The following is a 25,345-nucleotide window of genomic DNA, read 5'->3' as shown; positions in this document are numbered from 1 at the left end:
CCAAAAATTAAGGCCGATTATGATGAGTGATAGCCCGAAAAAACTGGGGCGCAGTGATTGGAACGATTACATGGATAAAGTGAAGGCTCGAGACAAAGACGCGTTCGCTTTTGTATTCCGTTTTTACGCACCCAAGCTGAAGCAATTCGCTTACAAACATGTTGGTAATGAGCAAGTTGCTATGGAGATGGTGCAAGAGACCATGGCGACAGTTTGGCAGAAAGCGCACCTCTATGATGGTGAAAAGAGCGCGTTATCGACTTGGATATATACCATAATCCGAAACCTTTGTTTTGATTTGCTGAGAAAACAGAAAGGTAAGGAATTACACATTCATTCTGATGACATTTGGCCGTCAGAGTATTATCCACCTGATCTTGTTGATCACTATTCACCAGAGCAAGATATGTTGAAAGAACAGGTGGTTAAGTTTTTAGATATATTACCGAAAAACCAGAGAGATGTTTTACAAGCGGTATATCTTGAAGAGCTACCTCATCAACAGGTCGCGGAATTATTTGATATACCCCTCGGTACTGTAAAATCCAGGCTGAGGCTTGCAGTAGAAAAGCTAAGGCATTCAATGCATACGGAGCAACTATGAACAAACACCCAGATAACAGCTTGTTAGAAGCATACGCTTCGGGAAGCATTGATGCAGTTTCTGGTCTTGTGGTCGCAACCCATTTAGAAACATGCACCAAGTGCCGAGCTTATGTGAACCAAGTCGAAGCAAGTCAAGCGAACATCGTAAGTGACATACCTTCTGAGTATGTTTCTGAATTTGACGACATGTTTAATGACATCATCAATGCGGAGCCAGCGACTGATAATATCGTGATCCGCGACTCTGCTGCTGTTAATGTGGCAGGAAAAAGTTTCGCTCTTCCTAAAACTCTAGCGCGTTTCTCTGACCTTGTAGGGTCATGGAGAAGTTACGGAGGCAAGGTTTTCAGTGCTCAGATTGACCTAGGGGAAGACGCTCGTGTCAGCTTAATGTACATCGAGGAAGATGTGCAAATTCCTCAACATACGCACAAAGGCCTGGAGTCTACATTGATCCTACATGGTGGATTTAGTGACGAGGATGGCCAATATGAAGAAGGCGATTTGATGATTAGAGACGCATCAGTGAAGCACAGCCCTTACACTAAGACCGGAGAAGACTGCTTGTGTTTAACCGTATTGACTGAGCCGATGATCTTTACTCAAGGCGTGGCACGTATATTTAATATGTTTGGTAAAGGGTTATACCCATAGACCTCTTATCTTATATCTCGCAAAACAAAAACCACCGAATTCGGTGGTTTTTTATATGTTTCGTTAATGTTTGTGACGTGCTTTTTCCAATAGAGCATCAAAGTAATGTCGTAGCGAGTACAACATAATCAAGCTTGGCACGACCATGACAGCGGTAAGCACGAAGAATGTGCTCCAATCATTAAGATAATCCACTAGCTCGCCACTGAAAGAAGCAAGAGTCGTCCGTCCGAAGTTTCCTAGAGAGGCAAGCAACGCATACTGAGTTGCCGAAAATGCTTGCCCGGTTAGAATCGTCAAAAATGAAACAAAAGCGACAGTTGAGAAAGCAGTCGTAAAGTTATCGACAATAATCGTGGCTAAGTACAAGTGCTCGTTTGGGCCTACCGAAGCAATCCAAGCAAACATCAAGTTACTGGCAGACATAGCAATACCGCCGATCATTAATCCACGTACAATACCAAACCTAACGTTGAACATGCTTCCGACAAAAGTAAAGAAGATGGTGGCTCCCCAACCGATTAGTTTGGAGTAATAGCCAATCTGTTCATTGCTAAAACCAATATCTTTATAGAACGCGATCGACATCCTGCCCAAAAACGCTTCGCCAATTTTAAATAGGAAAACGAACAGCAACAGAGTAATCGCGACACGGACGCCATTGCGATTAAAGAAATCAAGGAAAGGTTCTACAACAGTCACGGTAAACCAAGCTACGACTTTTGAACCAACCACTTCTTTGTGGCGTTGTTCAGCGGCAGACTGAAGTTGTTCGCGTTGAGTCTTCGGTTCTCCGACTAAAATCGTAAAGACCATTAGAATGCCGACTATCACCGCCATCCCGTAATACACGCCATTCCAACCGACGCTATCAGCATTAACAAACGCTAAATAACCCGGTAGTGAATAACCTGTCCACCAGCCAATGACCGCCATTGCAGAAGCTTGTGGCAGCTTAGATTCTTCTGATTTTGGGAAAGTATCAATACGAAAAGCATCAATTGCGATGTCTTGTGTCGCTGAAGCCGTTGCAATACACAAGGCGAGTAGTGACGCAAACACCAAGTTTTCCGCTGGATTTACGCCGGCAATAAATAGGGTAGCGACGAGTACGATACTTTGACAAAAGAAAATCCAGCTACGTCTTTGCCCCAGCAGTCTAAAGAGGACTGGCAGCTTCACGCGGTCAACCAGAGGTGCCCACAGAAAGTTGATCGCATAGACCGCAAAAACGCTACCAAAATAGCCAATTGCGGAGAGGGTCAAGCCGGCATCTTTTAGCCAACCTGACATGTTTGAGCCGATAAGAACCCACGGAAAGCCGCTAGAGCAGCCCAGCATGAAAACCCACATGAGTCGTTTATCGAGGTAACTTTTTACCGTTTCCAACCAAGTGATGGAAGGTAATGAAGACATAAATCAATCCAATAAAATGAAGCCGTTGAAAGAGAAAGCCCTTCGATTATTCAAAGGGCTTATCGTTTTGGCTATTTAAGTAGTGTAGCTTTGGTGATGACGATTTGCGTCTCTGGTACATCACGCATTCGGCCTACCGTCGTGGTCGGCTGCTGAGCCATTTTCTGGATAACGTCGAACCCCTCAGTAACCTCACCAAATACAGCATAACCTGGTGGTCGAGCGCCATAGTTGAGAAAGTCATTGTCGACTAAGTTGACGAAAAACTGACGAGTTGCAGAGTTTGGTGCATTGGTTCGTGCCATGGCGATGGTAGCACGGTTATTGTTTAGACCATTATTTCCTTCGTTTTTGATTGGCGCGTATGTTTTCACCATCTGCATATCTTGGTTAAAGCCGCCACCTTGTGTCATGAAGCCTGGGATAATACGATGAAAAATAGTACCCTCGTAGCTCCCATCTTCTACATATTTTAGAAAATTAGCGACAGTGATAGGTGCTTTCTCTTCGTTTAACTCAACCGTAAATGAACCAAGTGTCGTTTCAAACGCTACTTTTGGTCCAGCCCAAACGCTGCAGCTGAGTAGTGCTAAGGACAGAATCGCTTTGCGTAACATTAGAAACGCTCCTGCATGTATTGACGAAGCTCAGGGTCATTGGCAATCTCTTTAAGCGTCAATGTCACCACATCATTCAATGTCTCTTCAATATCGGCATCAGAAGCACTCAATGTGCCAGATCGCTTTGCTGTACCTGTATAAGTTTTGACTAGCTTGCCCTCAGGTGTCTCTGCTGTGATTTCCAGCACAACTTTAGCATCCATCTCATTTTCCATCACCGAATGCTTCACGTTGACCAACGCTTCTTGAACGCTCAATTCAATCGCGTTGTTGCTGTTTAGATCCGCATGGAAACCTTGAGATGAGAATTGCTTCTCTAATGCTTCTTCTAACGCAATACGTAAATTCTGTTTAGCATGAAGAGGAAGAATGTTCGAACGGCCGTTATCCACCAACGCCACGTACTGCGCTGCACGTACATCTTTGCTGGTCAAACTGTAAGTCTTGCCTTGAACAATTGGATTGGTGCTCAATGTGCTTTCTGGCATCAGGTTCAGCTGAGGTTGTTGAGGGGCTGAACACGCAGCAAGCAACGCAACCGAAGCCGCAAGTACCAATTTTCTCATTTTATTATTCCTTTTAACTATTTTGCTAAAGCTTATTTTGCGCTTAATTTAGCAGGATTTTTTGTAGCCTGTAAAATCACAAACTTATTGTTGGAAGCGATAAGTTTCACATTTTTATCGCCAAACAGACGTTTGAGTTTTGCGTCGTACCCGAGGTGACGATTTCCGATAACCAGTAAACGGCCATTTTCACTTAATACTTGTTTAGCATCGCAGAACATTTGCCAAGCAATATGATCGGTGATTGCCTGTTGTTGATGAAACGGTGGATTACACATAACCATAGAGCTGCTGCTGTGTTTAAAACCGTCCAAGCAATTGTTCGCTATGCACTGTATGTCTCTATTTTCACCAAGGTTGTCGCGTAGGTTCTGTTTTGCCGACTCAAGCGCCATAAAGCTTTCATCAACACATGTTAGCCGAGCATTTGGATTCAACTGACCAAATTTAACAGACAGAACACCATTGCCGCAGCCGAGGTCGATGACATTGTCTATTGAAGGGTCTTGAGGCAGGTGCTGCAGCATAAAGCGTGCACCTAAATCTAAACTTTCTCCTGAATAGACATTTGGCATGTTCTTGAGTTCGATATCTTCGCCATCAACGCGCCAAGTCGTGAAAGGCATTACTTCAATCGTAGGCTCAACTGTTGCTTGAGAAAACACCAATCTGTGCTTTTTCCAGGCCAAAGATGTTTTTGTTTCGCCTAAGTATTTTTCAAACAGTTTTAGCGTCGAAGTATGAATGTCTTTCGCTTTATTGACTGCAATGACGGGGCAGGAAGCCGGTAGCGCCTTTCTTAATTGGCTTAGTATCCACACTAGATGGCGGTTACTTTTGGGCAGTTGCAGCAAGACGAGATCAATATTGGCAGGAACGAGGTCCATCGTGGTGGCAAACGCTACTTTATTGCACTGGTTTTGCTCGAGATTTTGCTGTGCACCTTTATGTGAGATGAATGAATCACTCATTAGCGTTACATGGTGCTTTTCCGAAAACCAGCAGGAGAGGGCACCAAAGCTGTCATTAATCACGAGGATGTTTTGATTGTCTGGCAAAGCAAGCTCTTCAACATGATTAATAAGATACTCATCACCGGCATCCCACGCTTGTAGCGTTTCGTTACTACGTTTTGGGAAACGATGAAGTGTTAAGCTTCGCTCGTGAAGGTTCAGTTCGGTTTTCATAGCTAAATGTAAGTTGATTTAGAAATTAAGTGTTATTGTCGCAAATGATGACGTGTCGAGATACAAAAAGCTGTCAAATTTTACGAGTTCAGTGATGGCTGCTCTTTAGACATGTTCGTGGAGTCAAGCGCCTTGAGACAATATGTCTACAAAGTGCGTCAATAATGAGAGTGACGTTTGAGTGATGCATGTCTGCTTTACTTAGGTATATACTTATGGAATTCGCATCAATGAGGAACGAATATGATCCAAGAAATCATAGAGAAGAAACTACACAGTGAGCTGCAACCCAGCTATCTCAAAGTCATTAATGAGAGCTACATGCATAATGTGCCACCAGGCTCAGAGAGTCATTTCAAAGTGATTGTTGTGAGTGATTCGTTCGCGGGACAGCGTTTGATTGGGCGCCATCGTCAAGTTCATCAAATTTTGGCAGATGAACTGGACAACCACATTCATGCATTAGCTATTCATACATATACTGATGAAGAGTGGAAGCGTGAACAAGATGGCGCCCCTGATAGCCCGATGTGTATGGGTGGTGGTCACTAAAAACGCAAGATATAAAGGTGCAGAGAAAGGTGGCTTAAGGCCATCTTTTTTCGTTTTACATTCTTTAGGGACGTTAACGTGGCACAAATTCTGGTTAAAAAATGTGTTAACAGTGTTTCAACAAATGAATGGAAATTGCAGAATATTTCAGGCGATGAATATCACTTTTCCATAAGATATGTATGGAATATGGCATTTGTGCGATGGGTCAAAGTTATGACTATTCTTTGACCTTTTAGACCTGATTCTACCGAAATAACCCCTCTATTCTAATGATTGATCATGGCATCAAGTTCCTAAAAAATGCTAGACTACGGCACCTGATAAATCTCGCGTATTCCTTGTGACGAGATTTTTAATAGGATGTTGCGATTTTGATGTTTAAAACAACATCAAAACCGGACACTGATGTCGTGTCTAAAAGTTACGCAATCAAAAGAATCTTTTTCCCGATAAAAGTAGTGCAAGTGCGTATGATTACAATAAAGAAGGGCTTGGATCTTCCTATCGCAGGAACTCCATCCCAGGTGATTAATGATGGTAAGACCATCAAAAAAGTCGCCTTGCTTGGCGAAGAGTACGTTGGCATGCGACCTACCATGCATGTCCGCGTTGGTGATGAAGTGAAAAAAGCGCAAGTTCTTTTTGAAGATAAAAAGAACCCAGGCGTGAAATTTACTGCACCAGCAGCCGGTAAAGTGATCGAAGTTAACCGTGGCGCTAAACGTGTCCTTCAATCTGTAGTGATTGAAGTGGCAGGTGAAGAGCAGGTGACATTTGATAAGTTCGAAGCCGCTCAACTTTCAGGTCTAGATCGTGAAGTGATCAAGACTCAGTTGGTTGACTCTGGCTTATGGACCGCTTTACGTACTCGTCCGTTTAGCAAGGTTCCTGCAATCGAGTCTTCTACTAAGGCTATTTTCGTAACTGCAATGGATACTAATCCACTAGCAGCTAAGCCTGAGTTGATCATTAATGAGCAACAAGAAGCATTCATTGCTGGTCTAGACATTCTTTCAGCCCTGACAGAAGGCAAGGTTTACGTATGTAAATCTGGCACTAGCCTGCCACGCTCTTCACAGTCTAACGTAGAAGAACACGTCTTCGATGGCCCTCACCCAGCAGGTCTTGCTGGCACCCACATGCATTTCCTATACCCAGTAAATGCAGAGAATGTGGCATGGAGCATCAACTACCAAGACGTTATCGCGTTCGGTAAGCTGTTCCTAACTGGTGAGCTATGCACAGATCGTGTTGTGTCTCTAGCTGGCCCAGTTGTGAATAACCCTCGTCTAGTTCGTACCGTAATGGGTGCAAGCTTAGATGACCTAACAGATAACGAGCTGATGCCTGGCGAAGTTCGTGTGATCTCTGGTTCAGTACTAACAGGTACACATGCAACTGGTCCACACGCATACCTTGGCCGTTACCATCAACAGGTTTCTGTATTACGTGAAGGCCGTGAAAAAGAACTATTTGGCTGGGCAATGCCTGGTAAGAATAAGTTCTCGGTAACTCGCTCTTTCCTTGGTCACGTATTCAAAGGTCAGTTGTTCAATATGACAACGACGACCAATGGTAGTGATCGTTCAATGGTTCCAATTGGCAACTACGAACGCGTAATGCCTCTAGATATGGAGCCTACTTTGCTGCTTCGTGATCTATGTGCCGGCGACACAGACAGTGCTCAAGCACTGGGTGCGCTTGAACTGGATGAAGAAGATCTAGCATTGTGTACCTTTGTATGTCCAGGTAAGTACGAGTACGGTACGTTACTTCGTGAATGCCTAGATACTATCGAGAAGGAAGGGTAATTTTCATGGCTCTTAAAAAGTTTCTTGAAGACATCGAGCATCATTTTGAGCCTGGTGGCAAACACGAAAAATGGTTTGCCCTGTACGAAGCTGTAGCAACAGTTTTTTACACCCCAGGTATCGTAACAAATAAAAGCTCGCACGTTCGTGATAGCGTTGACCTAAAACGTATCATGATCATGGTTTGGTTTGCGGTATTCCCAGCAATGTTCTGGGGTATGTACAACGCAGGTGGCCAAGCTATTGCAGCACTTAACCACATGTACGCTGGTGACCAACTAGCGACAGTTATCGCAGGTAACTGGCACTACTGGCTAACAGAAATGCTTGGCGGCACTATCGGTGCGGAAGCGGGTGTTGGCAGTAAGATGCTACTAGGTGCGACTTACTTCCTGCCAATCTACGCAACAGTATTTATTGTTGGTGGCTTCTGGGAAGTGTTGTTCTGTATGGTGCGTAAACACGAAGTTAACGAAGGTTTCTTTGTAACTTCTATCTTATTCGCACTTATCGTTCCACCAACGCTACCTCTATGGCAAGCGGCACTAGGTATCACATTTGGTGTTGTTGTAGCAAAAGAGATCTTCGGTGGTACAGGTCGTAACTTCCTTAACCCTGCACTTGCAGGTCGTGCATTTCTATTCTTCGCTTACCCAGCACAAATTTCGGGTGACGTAGTATGGACTGCAGCTGACGGCTTCTCTGGTGCAACTGCTCTTAGCCAATGGGCTCAAGGTGGTAACGGTGCTCTAGTTAACACAGTAACTGGCGCTCCTATCACTTGGATGGACGCGTTCATCGGTAACATCCCTGGCTCTATTGGTGAAGTATCGACTCTAGCTCTAATGATCGGTGCAGCGATGATCGTTTACATGCGAATCGCTTCATGGCGCATCATTGCGGGTGTGATGATCGGTATGATCGCAGTATCGACTCTGTTTAACGTGATCGGTTCTGACACTAATCCAATGTTTAATATGCCATGGCACTGGCACCTAGTTCTAGGTGGTTTTGCATTCGGTATGTTCTTCATGGCAACGGACCCAGTATCAGCGTCATTTACTAGCAAAGGTAAATGGTGGTACGGCATCCTGATTGGTGCAATGTGTGTGATGATCCGTGTAGTTAACCCAGCGTACCCAGAAGGTATGATGCTGGCGATTCTATTCGCGAACCTATTCGCACCTCTGTTCGACCATGTAGTGATTGAGAAGAACATCAAGCGGAGACTAGCACGCTATGGCAAGTAATAACGACAGCATTAAAAAGACGCTGGGTGTTGTTATCGGGTTGAGCCTTGTTTGTTCAATCATCGTATCAACAGCAGCAGTAGGTCTGCGTGATAAGCAAAAAGCTAACGCTGTCCTAGATAAGCAATCAAAGATCGTTGAAGTTGCAGGCATTGACGCAAACGGTAAGAAAGTACCAGAGCTATTTGCTGAGTACATCGAACCTCGTCTAGTAGACCTTGAAACAGGTAACTTTACTGAGGGTAATGCATCTACGTACGATCAACGTGAAGCATCAAAAGATGCAGAACGTTCAATCGCATTGACACCAGAAGAAGATGTAGCTGATATCCGTCGTCGCGCGAATACAGCAGTGGTGTACCTTGTAAAAGATCAAGATGAAGTCCAAAAAGTTATCCTGCCTATGCACGGTAAAGGACTATGGTCGATGATGTATGCCTTTGTAGCCGTTGAAACTGATGGTAACACTGTGTCTGCTATTACTTACTACGAGCAAGGTGAAACTCCTGGACTTGGTGGTGAAGTAGAGAACCCTTCATGGCGCGATCAATTCATTGGCAAGAAATTGTACAATGAAGATCACCAGCCAGCGATTAAGGTCGTGAAAGGCGGCGCACCGCAAGGTTCTGAGCACGGTGTTGATGGCCTATCAGGAGCGACGCTCACTAGTAATGGTGTTCAACACACATTTGACTTCTGGTTAGGTGATATGGGCTTTGGTCCTTTCCTAGCAAAAGTTCGTGACGGAGAACTTAACTAATGTCTAGTGCACAAAACGTTAAAAAGAGCATCCTAGCGCCAGTGTTGGATAACAACCCAATCGCGCTACAAGTTCTTGGTGTATGTTCTGCTCTTGCAGTAACAACTAAACTAGAAACAGCTTTTGTAATGACACTAGCGGTAACATTTGTAACTGCGTTGTCTAACTTCTCTGTTTCATTGATCCGTAACCACATTCCTAACAGTGTGCGTATCATCGTTCAGATGGCAATCATCGCATCGTTAGTAATCGTGGTAGACCAAGTGCTAAAAGCTTACCTATACGATATCTCTAAACAGCTATCTGTATTCGTTGGTCTGATTATCACTAACTGTATCGTAATGGGTCGTGCTGAAGCATTCGCAATGAAGTCTGCGCCAGTACCATCTCTTATTGACGGTATTGGTAACGGTCTAGGTTACGGCTTCGTTCTTATCACTGTAGGTTTCTTCCGTGAGCTATTTGGCTCAGGCAAACTATTTGGTCTAGAAGTTCTACCTCTAGTGAGCAACGGTGGTTGGTACCAGCCTAACGGCCTAATGCTACTAGCACCATCAGCATTCTTCCTAATCGGCTTCCTTATCTGGGTAATCCGTATTCTGAAACCAGAACAAGTAGAAGCGAAGGAGTAAGGACGTCATGGAACATTACATTAGTCTGTTAGTTAAATCGATTTTCATCGAAAACATGGCTCTGTCTTTCTTCCTAGGTATGTGTACTTTCCTTGCCGTATCTAAGAAGGTTAAGACCTCTTTCGGCCTAGGTGTTGCAGTTGTGGTAGTTCTGACTATCGCTGTTCCTGTGAACAACCTGGTATACAACCTAGTTCTGAGAGAGAACGCGTTAGTTGAGGGCGTGGACCTTAGCTTCCTAAACTTCATCACCTTTATCGGTGTAATTGCAGCACTTGTACAGATTCTAGAGATGGTCCTAGACCGTTTCTTCCCACCTTTGTACAACGCGCTAGGCATCTTCCTACCGCTGATCACAGTAAACTGTGCAATCTTCGGTGGTGTATCTTTCATGGTACAACGTGACTACAACTTTGCTGAATCGATCGTTTACGGTTTCGGCTCTGGTGTGGGCTGGATGCTAGCAATCGTTGCTCTTGCAGGTATCCGTGAGAAGATGAAGTACTCTGACGTACCTCCAGGTCTACGTGGTCTTGGTATCACATTTATCACTGTAGGTCTTATGGCGTTAGGCTTTATGTCTTTCTCTGGTGTTCAACTGTAAGTCGGGTAAACCGCAACAATTAAGGAATAGTCAATGGACATTATTCTTGGTGTAGTGATGTTTACTCTGATCGTACTAGCACTAGTACTAGTGATTCTTTTCGCTAAGTCTAAGCTTGTACCAACAGGTGACATTACAATTTCTGTGAACGATGACCCTTCTCTGGCGATCGTTACACAACCAGGTGGTAAGCTACTGAGTGCTCTAGCAGGTGCTGGCGTATTCGTATCTTCTGCTTGTGGTGGCGGTGGCTCATGTGGTCAGTGTCGCGTAAAAGTTAAATCAGGTGGTGGCGACATCCTACCAACCGAGCTTGACCATATTACTAAAGGTGAAGCGCGTGAAGGTGAGCGTCTAGCGTGTCAGGTTGCAATGAAAACTGACATGGATATCGAGCTTCCTGAAGAAATCTTCGGCGTTAAGAAGTGGGAATGTACTGTTATCTCTAACGATAACAAAGCGACATTCATCAAAGAGCTTAAGCTACAAATTCCAGATGGCGAATCAGTACCTTTCCGTGCTGGTGGTTACATCCAGATTGAAGCTCCTGCTCACCACGTGAAATACGCAGACTACGATATTCCTGAGGAATACCGTGAAGACTGGGAGAAGTTCAACCTTTTCCGTTACGAGTCTAAAGTTAATGAAGAGACCATTCGTGCATACTCTATGGCTAACTACCCAGAAGAGCACGGTATCATCATGCTTAACGTTCGTATCGCAACTCCGCCGCCGAACAACCCAGACGTACCACCAGGCATCATGTCTTCGTACATCTGGTCTCTAAAAGAAGGCGACAAGTGTACTATTTCTGGTCCATTTGGTGAGTTCTTTGCGAAAGATACAGATGCAGAAATGGTATTCGTTGGTGGTGGTGCTGGTATGGCTCCAATGCGCTCACACATCTTCGACCAACTTAAGCGTCTGCACTCTAAGCGTAAGATGTCTTTCTGGTACGGCGCACGTTCTAAGCGTGAAATGTTCTACGTAGAAGACTTCGATATGCTACAAGCTGAGAATGACAACTTCGTATGGCACTGTGCACTGTCTGATCCACTTCCAGAAGATAACTGGGATGGTTACACTGGCTTTATTCACAACGTTCTTTACGAGAACTACCTACGTGATCACGAAGCGCCAGAAGACTGTGAATACTACATGTGTGGTCCACCTATGATGAACGCTGCTGTAATCGGCATGCTAAAAGATCTAGGTGTAGAGGATGAAAACATCCTACTAGATGACTTCGGTGGTTAATTCCTCCAAGTGATTGAATCTATGGCTAGCTCTCCAAGAGAGCTAGCCATTATTTTTTATAGACATAAAACTGATACTCAACAGTTGATATAGGTAATCGGATTGAAAGGATTGATCCTATTTCCCATATCAATTCAACAACATTGGGAGTTAACAAGTGAAAAAGTGGCTTGTTGCATTTGCTTCTCTATTGATTTTGGCTGGCTGTGAGCAGCCTGCCGATCAAATTCATTTAAGTGGCCCTACCATGGGGACTTCTTACAACATCAAGTATATCGAGCAAGATGGTATTCCAACGCCAAAAGCGATGCAGACAGAAATTGATCGCTTATTGGAAGAGGTTAATGACCAAATGTCGACCTATCGTGACGACTCAGAGTTAAGTCGTTTTAATCAGCATCAAACGAGCGAGCCATTTACAGTTTCGACACAAACTGCAACGGTAGTGAAAGAAGCAATTCGCCTTAACGGTCTTACTTTAGGTGCATTGGATGTGACGGTCGGCCCTCTAGTTAACCTGTGGGGGTTTGGTCCAGAAGCTCGTCCAGATGTAGTTCCAACCGATGAAGAACTCGCTGCTCGCAAAGCAAATACCGGTATTCACCACCTATCTGTTGATGGTAATACACTGTCCAAAGACCTTCCTAACTTGTACGTCGACCTATCGACGATTGCGAAAGGTTGGGGGGTTGACGTGGTTGCTGACTACCTTCAATCTGAAGGGGTACAGAACTTTATGGTCGAAGTTGGCGGTGAAATGCGTCTCAAAGGTGTCAATCGTGAAGGTGTGCCTTGGCGTATCGCAATTGAAAAACCGACCGTTGATGAACGTTCAATTCAAGAAATTATTGAACCAGGCGACATGGCAATTGCAACAAGTGGTGACTATCGTAATTACTTTGAGAGTAATGGTGTGAGATACTCTCATATTATTAATCCACGAACAGGCAAACCAATTCATCATAAAGTGGTGTCTGTAACGGTATTAGATAAATCGTCGATGACTGCTGATGGTCTTGCAACTGGTCTTATGGTGCTAGGTGAAGACAAAGGCATGGCAATTGCGAACGAAAATAATATTCCTGTTTTCATGATTGTGAAAACGGAAGATGGTTTTAAAGAGTTGGCTTCGGAAGCATACAAGCCATTCATGAAGAAATAACAACAGAAGTGAGCATGTTTTTATGAATACATTTCTAATTACCTTTGCTGTGTTTGTCGCGGTAATCACTGCAATGGCTGTCGGATACATTTTCCAAAAGAAAGTCGTGAAAGGTAGCTGTGGTGGCTTAGGGGCAGTTGGCATCGAAAAAGTGTGTAATTGTCCAGAACCCTGCGATGCGCGTAAAAAACGTGAAGCGCGCGAGGCTGCGCGTGCTGAGAAATTGGCTGCGTGGGAAAAAGATAGAATTGCTTAGTATTGGTTAATCGTACTAAGAAAGTGATAAAGCTCAGCGTTCTGCTGAGCTTTATTTTTAGGCAGCTAACCAAAGCTCAGATGTCCGAGAAAGAGCCCAATACCGTGTTTTGTTGTTTCTTTCTCTCATGTTACAGAGCAAGACCACACTGATAGTCATTAGGACGAAGAAATGATTTGGTTACGTCCGTTCTCTTTGGCCATGTAAAGTCGCTCATCCGCCACTTTTATTTGTTGTTCCAGCTCCCCCTCGATGTTGCTTACACCAATACTCGCGGTCACAAGAATGTTTTTGTCCAAATAAGTTATTGGCGTTTTTTCTATGCGCTGTCTCATTTGTTCTAAGCGTGTTAGAAAGCCGTCATAGTCGCCACTGGCTTGAATACAAAACTCCTCGCCACCAAGCCTAGCGACAATATCATTTGGAAAATAGATTTTTAGAATATTCGCTATCATGACTAACACTGCATCGCCGCCCTCATGTCCGTGTGTATCATTTACTTGCTTAAAGAAATCGATATCAAGCATCGCGATGTTTCTTTGAGCGTTTTCTACATGGGGTTGCTCAAACAGAAAGCGGCGGTTCCATAAGCCCGTTAGCGCATCTTGATTTGCCATTTTAAACAGTTCAGATGTTGCGTCTTTGATATCTAACAGTTGGTGAATACGGCAAAAAAATTCTTCTTGATTAAATGGCTTGTATAAAAAGTCATTGGCCCCTGCTTTTAGAAACCTAGCCGTCATGGTCTTAGAGTTACTACCCGACAAGCCGAGAATGGCTAATTGATTTTTATCCCACTTCCGACGTAATTCACGCACCATAGTAATACCATCTTTAACGGGCATATCATGGTCGGTTAAAACGAGAGTGATATCTGGATTTTGCTCGACAAGCTCTAGGGCTTTTTGCCCATTGTCAGCTTCCAACGTCTGAATATATTGATGCTCCAAAAGTTGGGCAATGTGTCTTCTTACGGTGTGTGAATCATCAACGACTAAACATTTGTGTTGTTGATTGTTGGTTAGTCGCTTGAGGAGTGGTAATAGATAGGAAACGGACGCCATGCTGTCTTTCAAAATATAGTCGAGGACACCTTTTGCAAGCATCTTTTCGCGAGTGTCTTCTTGAAATCGAGCCGTTAAAACAATGACACGATGACCATGTTCCAAAACGAGGTCAATAATCTCGCCATCTTGAGCATCCGGTAAACAATAGTCTAAAACCGCACAGAAGAGGTCCTGTGCTGAAGATAACAAGTTCTTTGCCTCCGCGTAGCTTTCCGCTGCGATGACCTCATAACCAGCTTGGCTTATTGTTTGGCAAAGAAAGTTTTTAAATGCACGACTATCTTCAACAACCAGAATCTTATTACTCAAGCGCAGTCCCCAAAATTAATTGTTTAAAATCAATGATAACTAAAATTAAACTTATCGCCATCAAAAAACACATGTCAACCAAAAGTAGAACAACTACTCAAATGTTTGACACGCATCCGTTAACATCACATCATTATTCCTGTCTTAGTTATATAATTATGTTTAGCTAACGTAGGGAGAAAGTAGTATGGAAATGCATCAACATGGTATGGCTGAGCTATTTCAACAACTGGGCCTCGGTAGCTCTCCTCAAGAAATGAAAGATTTTATTAATCAACATCGACACAAAAGAGATTCTGCGCCTTTACATGAAGCTAGCTTTTGGACGATGTCACAGGCGAACTTTCTAAAACAAGCCATCGAAGAAGATGCAGATTGGGCCGAATTAGTCGATCAATTGGACGTAATGCTTCGAGATTGACGTTCGCTTAAACACGCCCATTTCTCTTCAGGTAGATTTGATTTATACTGTTTTTTTGAACAGTGCTTTGATGGCTATGTCAGATCGAATTAGAAAAATTATTCATGTCGATATGGATTGTTTTTATGCTGCCGTAGAGATGAGAGATAACCCCAGTTACCGTGGCATTGCACTCGCTGTTGGCGGACATGAAAAGCAGCGTGGAGTGATTAGCACCTGTAATTATGATGCGCGTAAATATGGTGTTCGCAGTGCAATGTCAACGGCGCGCGCGTTGCAACTCTGTCCTCATTTGTTGGTTGTGCCCGGTAGAATGCATGTATATAAGCAAGTCTCTCAGCAGATTCGTGCTATTTTTGAGCGTTATACGCCTATCATTGAACCTCTCTCATTGGATGAAGCATACCTCGATGTCACGGACTCGACAGCTTGCCGTGGCTCCGCTACGTTGATCGCAGAGTCAATTCGCCGCGATATCTGGAGTGAACTTGGGTTGACGGCATCGGCGGGCATTGCTCCGATAAAGTTTCTTGCCAAGGTCGCGTCAGACATGAACAAGCCCAACGGTCAGTTTGTGATTCCGCCAGAGAAAGTCCAAGAGGTTATCGATAGTCTTCCGCTAGAGAACATTCCTGGTGTGGGGAAGGTGAGTCTTGAGAAGCTCCACCAAGCCGGTTTTTATCGATGTGAGGACATTAAAAACAGTGACTATCGAGAGTTGTTGAGGCAGTTTGGTCGTCAGGGTGCCTCCTTATGGCAGCGAAGCCATGGAATTGATAATCGAGAAGTCGTTGTTGAGCGCGAGAGAAAGTCCGTCGGTGTGGAAAGGACATTCAGCCAGAACATCGCAACCTATGATGAATGTTGGCAAGTGATTGAGGAGAAACTTTATCCTGAACTCGAGAAACGTTTAGAGCGTGCAAGCCCAGATAAGTCGATTATTAAACAAGGTATTAAAGTCAAATTTGCCGACTTTCAACTGACAACAATTGAGCACATCCATCCGCAATTAGAGCTTGAGGACTTCAAGATCTTGCTAAGAGATATTCTTAAACGCCAAAATGGACGGGAAATTCGCCTTTTAGGCTTGAACGTGATGCTCAAGCCCGAAGACCAAGCGCGTCAATTGAGCTTTTTTTAGGCCTTTACCGTTTCTACCTGCGTTAATACCTGCTCAAAACTTACGTTTGCCATTGCACCATAACCTGCTAGCTTTGAGGCTTTTAGCTGGCTAATCAAAGGAGTGCTGATTCCGCACAAGAAGCGAGCAACGGCATCATTACTGATGGCTGATGGGGAAAGCTGAATAAACTCCTGCGCCCATATCGATACTTGAGATTGTTCAATATCTTCAGGTTCTGGTGCTGTGAATGTGGCGACGTGACCACGACACACGGAGCAGTGACCACATTGCTTTGGTGCATCGTGATCCGCAAAGTAGTTCGCCAATTGTGAGCTCAAACAGTGCTCGGACTGGAACAAGTGCAGCATGGTGTGGATTCTTTCGATATCTTTGCTTTCTTTGGATTGGAACAGGTCATACAGTTGTTGGATTAAAACATCCGAGCTCTGTTTGGTTGGCATAACTGAGTACACGTCCGTCAGTTGTTTGCTCTCTAGTTCTATCCAACCATTCTGGTGAAAATAGTCGAGCGCTGCGACAACTCGGCTGCGTTCCGATTGATAGTTCATCCATAGCGATTCTAGATCAACTTGGCACCACACTTTGGCTTTTTGTGAGCAAGAGAAAATAGCCTCCACAAATTGACGTCGCTCGCCTTGAAATTGATTCACAATAAATTGCTGATTGTGCAAAAACTTAAACCGATATTCTGCAAAGTAACTGTACTTTGCTTCAATGACGTTATGTAGCTCCAAATAAACCAATAAGGTTTTGAGTGGCAATTGGCGGATATTACTTTCACGCGACAAACGCAGTGGCACTACCTCCCATTGTGGAGCATGTTCTTTCGCTTGCTCGACTACATAGTTAATTGACGTAAACTCTGGTGTGTCACCATAGACAAAATTCTCCAACACCGTTAAGCCGGACGTATTGCCTAGCAGAATACACTCAGAGCGTTGCCCGTCCCTGCCTGCACGTCCAATCTCTTGTGCGTAGTTCTCGATTGATTTGGGTAAGTCGAAGTGAATGACGCGGCGAATATCAGATTTATCGACTCCCATACCAAATGCAATCGTTGCAACAATACTGTCAATTTGGCCATCCATGAACTGCTGTTGGATTTGTTCACGAACGTCGCTTTTCATGCCAGCGTGGTATGCGTGAGCGTTAATGCCAATATGGATTAATGACTTTGCTACTCGTTCTGCTGTTTGCTGCTGCGTCACGTATACGATGGTCGGAAGCTTAGGTGAAGAGGCGATGATCTCACTGAGCTGTTCTTGTTTCTTTGTTTCCTCACACGGGATCACCGAGATATCCAGATTAGAGCGGTAGAAGCCTGTAACGGTAATATGTTCACTGGCAATATCGAACTTTTTTTGCATGTCTTCAATAACTGCAGGCGTTGCCGTTGCGGTGAGAAGTAAAGACTGTGGGATGTTCAGTTCACGTTGATATTGCGGTAGTTTGAGATAATCTGGACGAAAGTTATGCCCCCATTCGGAAATACAGTGCGCTTCATCAATGACCATCAAAGAAATCGGTACTTGGCGAATGAATTCACGAAAACGCTCATTTTTTAGTCGCTCAACAGAAATCATCAAGATTTTGATTTGTCCATTCTTCACGCCAGCCATGACCTTTTGTGCTTCTTCTCTACTTTGATTGCTATCGATAGAAGCGGCAGCGATTCCTTTACTTTGTAAAAAGCTCAGTTGATCCTTCATTAACGCCAACAACGGAGAGATCACCAACGTAAGGTTGGGTAATATGGTTGCAGGTAGTTGATAACAGAGTGACTTCCCCGAGCCTGTAGGAAAGATTGCCGCAGCAGAGTAACCATTCATAACGGCTTCAATAACAGGTTGTTGACCTTGGCGTAATGAGCCAAAACCAAATACAGATTGAAGTGTTTGATGCAGCGAGTCACTTTGCATAATAGGGAAACCTTTCTTTGATGGTAAACTTAGGTACATTAACACACTCTGAGTGCCAAACGCGCGTCCTAAAAGTATGAACAAAGCTGACTTAGTCCAAATTATCATCCAACATCTGGAAGAAAAACTTCAAGTTGCCCATGCATCGGCTCAGCGAGCTATCGATGCCGCGACAGATGAAGAAACTGTTCCCGAGCACAAGTACGATACATTGGCACTTGAAGCCGCGTATCTTGCTCATGGACAAGCCATGCGAATCCAAGATAGTGAAGAGGAATTGCGTCAATATCGTTCTTTAGTGACTCGCGACTTTAAGAATGCGCCTGTTGGTGTTGGTGCTTACGTTGTTCTCGCAGATGAGAATTTGATCGAAAAGCACTTCTTTGTAGGCCCTTGCTCTGGTGGTTTGACTGTTCAATATCAGGCTCAGGAAGTCTTTGTCTTAACAGCTAAATCTCCTCTGGGTCGAGCGTTGTTCGGAAAAGAAGAAGGTGATGAGGTTGACGTAAAAATAGGAGATAAAACAACTTGTTACGAAGTTGTGACGATTTGCTGACATCTCATGTATCACTCAGTGTTATGTTTAACACGAGTAATGTTAAATAAAAGAGAATGACATGAAAAAGCTTTTTACACTCTCATTGCTGATGGTCAGTGCTACTGGTTATGCAGCGCAGTGTCGTGTGGACATCAATAATGAAGTCCGTATGGATGGGCAAAGCTTGGAAATTCGCCAAACGACAGGTGATAAAGCTGTCGTGGATGAAGATAACAATCTATTCATCAAAGGTGAGCTGATTGAACTCAATGCCGACCAAAAAGCGGCAATTGAAGACTATCGCGAAAAAATGAACGCGTATATTCCACAAGCAAAGCAGTTGGCGAGTGATGGTTTAGCGCTTGCAAATGACATCATCGATGATGTCGCGGAAAGTCTAGACGCACCTGGCGCGTTTGATAACGTCAAAGTCGCAGTACAGGACTTTTTCGCTGATGTTGAATCACGTTACTACAAAGATGGCGATTTCATTCTACCAGCGGAAAGTTTTGAGTCCATGACACAAGGGTGGACTGAAGACTTTGCAAAAGCACAAGAGATCTTCAATAAAGAGTTTTTAGCGAGTTCGTTGGATGCTTTATCGAAAAAAATGAAGGAAGAGGGGGGAATAAACCTCACTGCATTATCGGAGAGTATGGCTGAACTCAGCGCGAAAGTAGAAGAGCGTTTAGCTGAGCATTCGAAAGAGGTAGAGCAACAAGCTGAAGACTTGTGTGACTCGTTGGATGACATGGCAGGGCAAGAAGACGATCTGTTGAAGAAAATCCCTGAACTAAAAGATTACCGAGTATTTACGATTTAATTACTCATTAAAAAGTAAAAACTCGATGAGATAAAGAAAGAGAGCACTATTGTGCTCTCTTTGCGTTTTACTCGCTTATTCTTTGATAGCTTATTGCGCATTCATCTCGGTGAGTTTATCGCCGACAGGTTTTGAGAAGTTAAAGCCATCATGCTGATCCCAGTTGATAGACCATGTCATTACTCCTGCATAATTCGGGTAATGGTACGCTGGTTTAACGGTGCCACATGAAGTGCCTTTGGTTAAACAATCTAGTGCGTTGATAATATTCTGTGTTGGAGCCTGCCCTGAATTTGCCGAGCTAGGACCTGAAGGTAAGCCGATTGCGACTTGATCATCGCGCAATGGTGCAAATTGAGTGCCGTCGGCCAATTCAAAGCCTTCGATAAGCATTTTAGATTGCGCTACCATCATATCCACAGAGCCTTCTGGTGCACTGCTTGGCAAGTATGGGTTTGGCAAACCACCGTTGTTATATAACTGGACGTGAAGCAAGTCGAGCGTGCTGCGTGTCTCGTTAATCACAGGGATGTACGCCCCCCAAATACCGCTGTAAGCCACATAACCACCTTGAACATAAGGGTGCTCAGGCGCCATGGTTAGGTACATATCGCCACCCATGTTTTGCTCTATTTGAAGCAAAGCACGACCAAGGCGAGCTTGAATTTGCGAGCCATGAACTAAGTTAGAACCACTCTCTAAATCCACATCTAGACCATCAAAGCCCCACTCAGCGATAAGACCTGTTAGGCTAGAGACAAAGTTGGCTTCATCTTGGTCGGTATTCAGCGTAATCGTGCCTTCTGCGCCGCCAAGAGAGAGAACAAACTTCTTACCTTTAGCTTGAAGCGCTGCCATGTCCTGCTTGAATTGTGTTGGATCGAGTGCTGGACAATCGCTGTAAATATCGCCTGAATATAGATTAAAGTGCACAGTGCCATCACTGTTGCGATCATTTTCAGCAAAGGCAATATCAATCACATCCCAAGCATCTGCCATATCTGCTAGACGAATTGGACAGCCCGCACCATTTACAAAATTGTGCCAGTAACCGATGAGTTTATGGCGTTTCTCTACTTGCTCAACCACCGTTATTGCTGCGGCGTCAGACAGTGCATTGCTTCCTGACAAATCCACAGCTTGGGCGCTAACTGTAAAGTTACCAAGTGCAGTTGGTGTCCAGTTGGCTGTGTAAGGTGCTGTGGTATCGGTTGCAACAATAGAGCCGTTGATCATGAAATCAACGTGTTTAATGCCTGAAGTTAAAGACGTTGCATCGGCGCTTAATGCGAGACTTTTGCCTAATCCGACGGTTTGACCGCTGCTTGGTGAAGTCAGAGAGACGACCAAATCTTTATCGCTGACTTCCACACCAACCAGGGACTCTGACGTGTTGTTATCATTATCGGTTGCGACGGCTTTAAGCTGGTTAGCGCCAATAAGTGTGGCGTTCCAAGTAACGGAATATGGCGCTTGAGTGGTGACCCCTAAGCTGGTGTTGTTCGCAAAAAACTCAACTTGCGTGACTGTGCCATCAGCATCGCTTGCGTTTGCCGTGATTTCGTTATTGCTGCCAGCGAGCACGACTTGTCCATCCGTTGGTGCCGTAATGGTAACTTGCGGTGGTGTCGAACAAGCACCTAGGCCACTCCAAGCATCTTGCCAGTATAGCCCTTCACCAGGCTCGTAAGCCCATGTCGCATCCGAGGAGCACCAACCAGCAACATCACAACGATATTTTTGGTTGAAGTGAGAAATCAGGTCGCCAGCTTGATAACTTGTGCCTGCCACATAAGGTACTGCATCTGCACATCCGCCCGTTCCGGTTTCTGAATTACTAATAACCAGCGCTACTTCTTGGCTCATCGTTGCGAGGTTTGTATCATCAGTCGCTTGTGCTTTGAACGAGTATGTACCTGGACTAGCGGTCCATTGATATTCGTAAGGTGCGCTAGTATCAATGGCGACAGATTGATTGTTTACGAAGAACTCAACTTGTGTGACCACACCATCAATATCGTCAGCTTGAGCGGCTACGGTTAGGTTATCGCCTACATTAAGCACTTCTGTGCCTACTGGGCTTGTCAATGAAATGCTTGGTGGCGGTAATTCGACTTGTGGTTGAACTTGGATAGAAATCGTCGTGGTGCTAACAGCTCCCTCATTATCTGTCGCAATTGCGGTCAATTGCGAGATCCCTTCAATAGCTGTCCAAGAAGCTTCGAATGGTGCTTGAGTTACCACAGCAACGGTTTGGTTGCCTGCAACAAACTCAATTTGTGTGATTTGGCCATCTTCGTCAGTTGCGTTGGCTAACAAAGTGATCGCACTGCCTTCGGGAATTTGTGCGTTGTTTATTGGAGAGGAGAACGACACCGTTGGTGATAAATTGTTGCTTCCACCATCACATTGCCCTAACGCTTTCCATGCTTCCCAAGATCCTGAGTTGGTCACGGGATCATTGCCTTGCGTCCAATATGCAGCCTCATAAGCGGCTCCTTGCGTTTTTACTAAAGCGCCCGATGTATAAGTCGCAGTGCTGTCCCAGTCGGGTAAACTTTGACAGTTATAGGCTTGAGCTTGGTAGCTGGCGCTGAGTGCTACAACCATTGCTCCGTGAAGTAGGGTGACCTTCATTTTCCTCTCCTTGAATCATGGGTATAAATGAGAACAGAGTAATAACTAGCTGATAAATAGACATTAGGGGGAAAAAGCGAAGCACAATATTCTGCTTTTCGACACAGTATCACGAGGAACAGTTCGTCCCTTACACCAGAGCTCATTATTTTTCGGCTCACTTCACGGCAGAAGGATTGGTAAAATTCAGCCACGTAAAACGAACAACAGTCGCGAGGCTTTTGAGCGATGAATATGAGATGTACGTTAAAATTTACAAGCTGAATGACTACAAATTGTTTCAACTGTCGAGGATTTAACCGAGGTGCTCTTGTTGAATAGTGAATATTGCTATAGTGTACTAGTTAGCTAGTTCAATGATATTTTTGTGTGAGTAGTATGACACAGCAAACCTCTTCTCAGCCTCGCGAGCATTTTGGCTCTCGTCTCGGGTTCATCTTAGCTGCCGCAGGTGCCGCAGTTGGCCTTGGCAATATTTGGGGCTTCCCAACTCAAGCAGCCAGTAATGGTGGCGGTGCTTTCCTGTTAGTTTATTTGGTGATGATTCTTATCGTCGCATTTCCGATGCTGGTGGTTGAAATGGCGATTGGTCGCCATGGTCAAGCCAACCCTGTAGACAGTATGCGTGCAATCACAGATAACCCTGCCGGTAAAAAGCTCGGCGGCATTGTGGGTTGGATTGGTTTAAGCGTACCAAGCGCTGTCTTAGCGTTTTATTCAATTGTTGGTGGTTGGTTGATCTGCTTTTTACTGGGTGCAATCACAGATCTAATGGGGTTAGAAGCTGCAACTCAATGGCTAAAGGGCTTTAGTGTTGAACGTAACTTGTTCGGAACCATTACTTTTTATGTACTGACGATTCTCATCGTACAAGGTGGCGTAAAACAAGGTATTGAGAAGTGGTCCACACGTTTGATGCCAGCATTGTTTGTTTTGTTTGCTCTGCTATTTGCTTACATCATGACGCAAAACGGTGCGATGGAAGGTCTGAAACATTACCTAGTGCCGGATTTTGAAAAGGTATGGGACCGCAAGTTGATTCTTGCTGCAATGGGGCAGGGCTTCTTCTCGCTTACGATCGGTGGCTGTTCAATGCTGATTTATGGCTCTTACTTGAGTAAGAAAGAGAACCTACCAAAGATGGCGATGAACGTGACCATGGTAGATACTGCCGTTGCTTTCATTGCAGGATTAGTGGTGATGCCAGCGATGTTTGTGGCAATGCAAAAAGGCGTTCAGATCTATGCAGAAGATGGCTCTCTATTAAGCTCTGATACGTTGGTATTTACCGTATTGCCATTGATGTTTGATAGCTTAGGTTTGCTTGGTCAATTGTTCTCTATTGTGTTCTTCTTATTGCTGACGATTGCGGCGCTAACGTCCTCCATTTCAATGTTAGAGTGTCCAGTGGCTTTAGTGAGTGAGCGCTTCAATACTAAGCGCAGCGCAACGAGCTGGGTTTTAGGTGGTCTCATTGCCTTGTTCAGTGTGGTGATTGTTTATAACTTTGGCGCTCTGTTTGGTATGGTCGCGACGGTTGCTACTCAGTATCTACAACCAACCGCTGCGCTCTTATTCTGCTTATTTGGTGGTTGGGTATGGAATCGCAACTCAAAAATCAAAGAGCTTGAGCAAGGTTGCCCGGAGTTTACGCAAGGTTGGTTTGGTAAGTTATGGCCTGCGTATGTGAAGTTTGTATGTCCAATTCTTGTGGCGACAGTCATCTGGGCTTCATTTGGCTAACCGGGACGCCTATCGAATAAAAGAAAAGGGCTTGATGGTAACTCATCAAGCCCTTTTTGATATTGGTTATTCTCGTTTCGGTTATCCGCCAAGAATGGTGTTGATTAACGGAATTGTCCTGCTTCTGGAAGAAAGTCAAAACCAGCAGAAGCCAGTTTTGTCTCCAGTGCTGTGCGTTCGATATCGAAGAAAGCCACCAGTTTATCTAAGTCACCACCGAAGTCGTCGCGTAGCTTCATATTCACAATGCTCATCAGCATGACAGGATCCATGGATTCAAAGTTCGCTAGATTCATTACTTATCCTCAAAATCTGAAATCAGTAGGTTTGCCGCAGCAAATGCCGCTTTTTCACGCACTTCTTTAGGCAGGGACTCATCCGCTGCAACATCGTTCAGTGCTTTAACTGCACATGAAATTGCTTGGGGAATATAAGCTTGATCGCCACTACCAATCTGAGCATAAAGCTCACGAACCAGTTCACAACAGCCGTATACTTGCATGTTTTCTTTCCACTAAATGATAACTTATCTCAATATACACACAGCGGATTTGAAACTCAAAGTACAGAGTTGTTTTGGCTCAAGTTGAAGGTTTGCTTGAGCGAGATTTAATCACTGCATTTGTGCTTCTAACTGCTGGGTGACTTCTGGTGAAAGTTGAAGTTGTTTTGCTAGTTCTTGCAGATACGCTTTTTCCATAAAGTTTTGTTCATCAGCGACGATCAAAGACGCCAGGTAAATTTCTGACGCTTGTTGAGGAGAGGTCGCCTGATTAGCAATTTCAGCAGGATCAAGCGGTTTGTTTAACTCTTGCTGAACGAGGTGACGAACGTGCTCATCTGCGCCCATATCCGCGAGAGCTTGTTCAATGCGCGCCATTTCCTCTTCATCAACGTGACCATCAGCTTTTGCAGCTCCAATCATTGCTTTTAAAATTAAGACACTGTGTTTACTGTCATCGGGGTCAAAGGTTTCTTGAACACCTTGACCGGATTGCTTGGCTTGCCAGTCGTTATACACTTTGTAGGCCAAGGCTCCAAGCGCAGCTGCGCCACCGACTTTTAATGCGCTTGACCCTATTTTTTTAGTCATTTTTTTACTTTTCTTTGAGCCCATCAGCATACCGATGAGGCCTCCGCCTACAGCACCTGCTCCTAGCGTTTTTAGGCTACTTGAATTTGATGAGGATTTGATGTTGTTGGTTTGTTTGCCCAATGCATCTGCACCTTGCTTAAGTAAGTCTGATTTGAGTGCTTGGTTTAGAAGACTTTTTAAATCCATAACTGACCTCCTTTAGATGTTGAAATCAGTTTAATAGCAAGAAGCTGAACCAAAGATTAACAAAGTGAATAGTTCGAAAAAGGTGGAGGGGGGCGTTGAGCTGTAATAAAAAGGGCTGACCGAAGC

General features: G+C 44.4%; 26 protein-coding genes. 16 read left to right on the top strand and 10 right to left on the bottom strand.

All coding sequences use genetic code 11. The features are described from left to right. Positions 1–19: 19 nt before the first annotated feature. Positions 20–604 carry an RNA polymerase sigma factor gene (locus R7Z77_RS17095; RefSeq protein WP_005380255.1) on the top strand — a complete coding sequence of 195 codons (585 nt, stop codon included), beginning with the start codon at positions 20–22 and terminating at the stop codon, positions 602–604. Next, entirely contained in the window at positions 601–1,260 is a 660-nt protein-coding gene (locus tag R7Z77_RS17090) for a ChrR family anti-sigma-E factor (RefSeq protein WP_213967763.1), read from the top strand. The genes R7Z77_RS17095 and R7Z77_RS17090 overlap by 4 nt, the downstream gene beginning before the upstream one ends. A gap of 63 nt (positions 1,261–1,323) precedes the next feature. Here R7Z77_RS17090 and R7Z77_RS17085 read toward each other — a convergent pair whose 3' ends face one another. From R7Z77_RS17085 to R7Z77_RS17070, 4 genes are all read right to left on the bottom strand, one after another. Next, positions 1,324–2,676 carry an AmpG family muropeptide MFS transporter gene (locus tag R7Z77_RS17085; RefSeq protein ID WP_005380257.1) on the bottom strand — a complete coding sequence of 451 codons (1,353 nt, stop codon included), beginning with the start codon at positions 2,674–2,676 and terminating at the stop codon, positions 1,324–1,326. Positions 2,677–2,747: 71 nt separating this feature from the next. After that, on the bottom strand, positions 2,748–3,293 hold the full coding sequence (locus R7Z77_RS17080; RefSeq protein WP_053306731.1) for a peptidylprolyl isomerase: 546 nt from the start codon (positions 3,291–3,293) through the stop codon (positions 2,748–2,750). Next, entirely contained in the window at positions 3,293–3,862 is a 570-nt protein-coding gene (locus tag R7Z77_RS17075; protein WP_005380259.1) for a YajG family lipoprotein, read from the bottom strand. Before R7Z77_RS17075 ends, R7Z77_RS17080 begins: the two co-directional genes overlap by 1 nt. 32 nt (positions 3,863–3,894) lie before the next feature. Continuing rightward, a complete protein-coding gene (locus R7Z77_RS17070; RefSeq protein WP_005380260.1) occupies positions 3,895–5,049 on the bottom strand; it encodes a methyltransferase in 1,155 nt (384 codons plus the stop codon). Between the two features lie 243 nt (positions 5,050–5,292). Between R7Z77_RS17070 and bolA the strand changes: the two genes are divergently transcribed. The 9 genes from bolA (at position 5,293) to nqrM (ending at position 13,336) form a co-directional block, all read left to right on the top strand. Continuing rightward, complete coding sequence (gene bolA, locus R7Z77_RS17065) at positions 5,293–5,601, top strand: transcriptional regulator BolA (RefSeq protein WP_005380262.1); 309 nt, start codon at positions 5,293–5,295, stop codon at positions 5,599–5,601. A gap of 473 nt (positions 5,602–6,074) precedes the next feature. Then, positions 6,075–7,415 carry a Na(+)-translocating NADH-quinone reductase subunit A gene (locus R7Z77_RS17060; RefSeq protein ID WP_005380264.1) on the top strand — a complete coding sequence of 447 codons (1,341 nt, stop codon included), beginning with the start codon at positions 6,075–6,077 and terminating at the stop codon, positions 7,413–7,415. A 5-nt stretch (positions 7,416–7,420) separates the two neighbouring features. Further along, on the top strand, positions 7,421–8,665 hold the full coding sequence (locus R7Z77_RS17055) for an NADH:ubiquinone reductase (Na(+)-transporting) subunit B (protein ID WP_005380265.1): 1,245 nt from the start codon (positions 7,421–7,423) through the stop codon (positions 8,663–8,665). Continuing rightward, complete coding sequence (locus R7Z77_RS17050) at positions 8,655–9,425, top strand: Na(+)-translocating NADH-quinone reductase subunit C (RefSeq protein WP_005380267.1); 771 nt, start codon at positions 8,655–8,657, stop codon at positions 9,423–9,425. The genes R7Z77_RS17055 and R7Z77_RS17050 overlap by 11 nt, the downstream gene beginning before the upstream one ends. Continuing rightward, on the top strand, positions 9,425–10,057 hold the full coding sequence (locus R7Z77_RS17045) for an NADH:ubiquinone reductase (Na(+)-transporting) subunit D (RefSeq protein WP_005380269.1): 633 nt from the start codon (positions 9,425–9,427) through the stop codon (positions 10,055–10,057). The genes R7Z77_RS17050 and R7Z77_RS17045 overlap by 1 nt, the downstream gene beginning before the upstream one ends. A 7-nt stretch (positions 10,058–10,064) precedes the next feature. Continuing rightward, positions 10,065–10,661 carry an NADH:ubiquinone reductase (Na(+)-transporting) subunit E gene (gene nqrE / locus R7Z77_RS17040; RefSeq protein WP_005380270.1) on the top strand — a complete coding sequence of 199 codons (597 nt, stop codon included), beginning with the start codon at positions 10,065–10,067 and terminating at the stop codon, positions 10,659–10,661. 33 nt (positions 10,662–10,694) lie between these two features. Further along, a complete protein-coding gene (gene nqrF, locus R7Z77_RS17035) occupies positions 10,695–11,918 on the top strand; it encodes an NADH:ubiquinone reductase (Na(+)-transporting) subunit F (protein WP_005380271.1) in 1,224 nt (407 codons plus the stop codon). A 157-nt stretch (positions 11,919–12,075) separates the two neighbouring features. Continuing rightward, a complete protein-coding gene (locus R7Z77_RS17030; protein WP_005380272.1) occupies positions 12,076–13,080 on the top strand; it encodes an FAD:protein FMN transferase in 1,005 nt (334 codons plus the stop codon). Positions 13,081–13,102: 22 nt separating this feature from the next. Then, on the top strand, positions 13,103–13,336 hold the full coding sequence (gene nqrM / locus R7Z77_RS17025) for a (Na+)-NQR maturation NqrM (protein WP_005380273.1): 234 nt from the start codon (positions 13,103–13,105) through the stop codon (positions 13,334–13,336). Between the two features lie 158 nt (positions 13,337–13,494). Here the strand turns inward: nqrM and R7Z77_RS17020 are convergent, their stop codons facing one another. After that, complete coding sequence (locus R7Z77_RS17020; protein WP_005380276.1) at positions 13,495–14,712, bottom strand: response regulator; 1,218 nt, start codon at positions 14,710–14,712, stop codon at positions 13,495–13,497. A gap of 187 nt (positions 14,713–14,899) precedes the next feature. Here R7Z77_RS17020 and R7Z77_RS17015 point away from each other — a divergent pair, with 187 nt between their 5' ends. Together R7Z77_RS17015 and dinB are read left to right on the top strand one after the other, a co-directional pair. Then, positions 14,900–15,133, top strand: coding sequence for a DUF2789 domain-containing protein (locus R7Z77_RS17015; RefSeq protein WP_005380277.1), 234 nt, complete (start codon positions 14,900–14,902; stop codon positions 15,131–15,133). A 76-nt stretch (positions 15,134–15,209) separates the two neighbouring features. Further along, entirely contained in the window at positions 15,210–16,274 is a 1,065-nt protein-coding gene (gene dinB / locus R7Z77_RS17010) for a DNA polymerase IV (RefSeq protein WP_025768236.1), read from the top strand. Here dinB and R7Z77_RS17005 read toward each other — a convergent pair. After that, positions 16,271–18,196 carry an ATP-dependent DNA helicase RecQ gene (locus R7Z77_RS17005; RefSeq protein WP_064354298.1) on the bottom strand — a complete coding sequence of 642 codons (1,926 nt, stop codon included), beginning with the start codon at positions 18,194–18,196 and terminating at the stop codon, positions 16,271–16,273. The genes dinB and R7Z77_RS17005 overlap by 4 nt on opposite strands. A 76-nt stretch (positions 18,197–18,272) precedes the next feature. Here R7Z77_RS17005 and R7Z77_RS17000 point away from each other — a divergent pair, with 76 nt between their 5' ends. Together R7Z77_RS17000 and R7Z77_RS16995 are read left to right on the top strand one after the other, a co-directional pair. Then, entirely contained in the window at positions 18,273–18,752 is a 480-nt protein-coding gene (locus R7Z77_RS17000) for a GreA/GreB family elongation factor (protein WP_053306727.1), read from the top strand. A 61-nt stretch (positions 18,753–18,813) separates the two neighbouring features. Next, on the top strand, positions 18,814–19,557 hold the full coding sequence (locus R7Z77_RS16995; RefSeq protein WP_005385316.1) for a YggN family protein: 744 nt from the start codon (positions 18,814–18,816) through the stop codon (positions 19,555–19,557). A gap of 90 nt (positions 19,558–19,647) precedes the next feature. Here the strand turns inward: R7Z77_RS16995 and R7Z77_RS16990 are convergent, their stop codons facing one another. Next, positions 19,648–22,194 carry an Ig-like domain-containing protein gene (locus tag R7Z77_RS16990; RefSeq protein WP_064354245.1) on the bottom strand — a complete coding sequence of 849 codons (2,547 nt, stop codon included), beginning with the start codon at positions 22,192–22,194 and terminating at the stop codon, positions 19,648–19,650. Between the two features lie 378 nt (positions 22,195–22,572). Between R7Z77_RS16990 and R7Z77_RS16985 the strand changes: the two genes are divergently transcribed. After that, on the top strand, positions 22,573–23,937 hold the full coding sequence (locus R7Z77_RS16985; RefSeq protein WP_005391763.1) for a sodium-dependent transporter: 1,365 nt from the start codon (positions 22,573–22,575) through the stop codon (positions 23,935–23,937). A 104-nt stretch (positions 23,938–24,041) separates the two neighbouring features. Here the strand turns inward: R7Z77_RS16985 and R7Z77_RS16980 are convergent, their stop codons facing one another. From R7Z77_RS16980 to R7Z77_RS16970, 3 genes are all read right to left on the bottom strand, one after another. Next, complete coding sequence (locus tag R7Z77_RS16980) at positions 24,042–24,233, bottom strand: DUF4250 domain-containing protein (RefSeq protein WP_005380289.1); 192 nt, start codon at positions 24,231–24,233, stop codon at positions 24,042–24,044. Continuing rightward, the gene (locus R7Z77_RS16975; RefSeq protein WP_005391765.1) at positions 24,233–24,439 is read right to left on the bottom strand and encodes a YaeP family protein; all 207 of its coding nucleotides are present in this window, start codon (positions 24,437–24,439) and stop codon (positions 24,233–24,235) included. The genes R7Z77_RS16980 and R7Z77_RS16975 overlap by 1 nt, the downstream gene beginning before the upstream one ends. Before the next feature lie 111 nt (positions 24,440–24,550). Then, positions 24,551–25,219: a tellurite resistance TerB family protein gene (locus R7Z77_RS16970; RefSeq protein WP_005380291.1), complete on the bottom strand. Its 669-nt coding sequence runs from the start codon at positions 25,217–25,219 to the stop codon at positions 24,551–24,553. Positions 25,220–25,345: the final 126 nt, after the last annotated feature.

The sequence above is a fragment of the Vibrio sp. 1401 genome, assembly GCF_033340295.1.
Note: the sequence above shows the minus strand (reverse complement) of the source record. Positions and strands in the feature narration are given on the sequence as shown.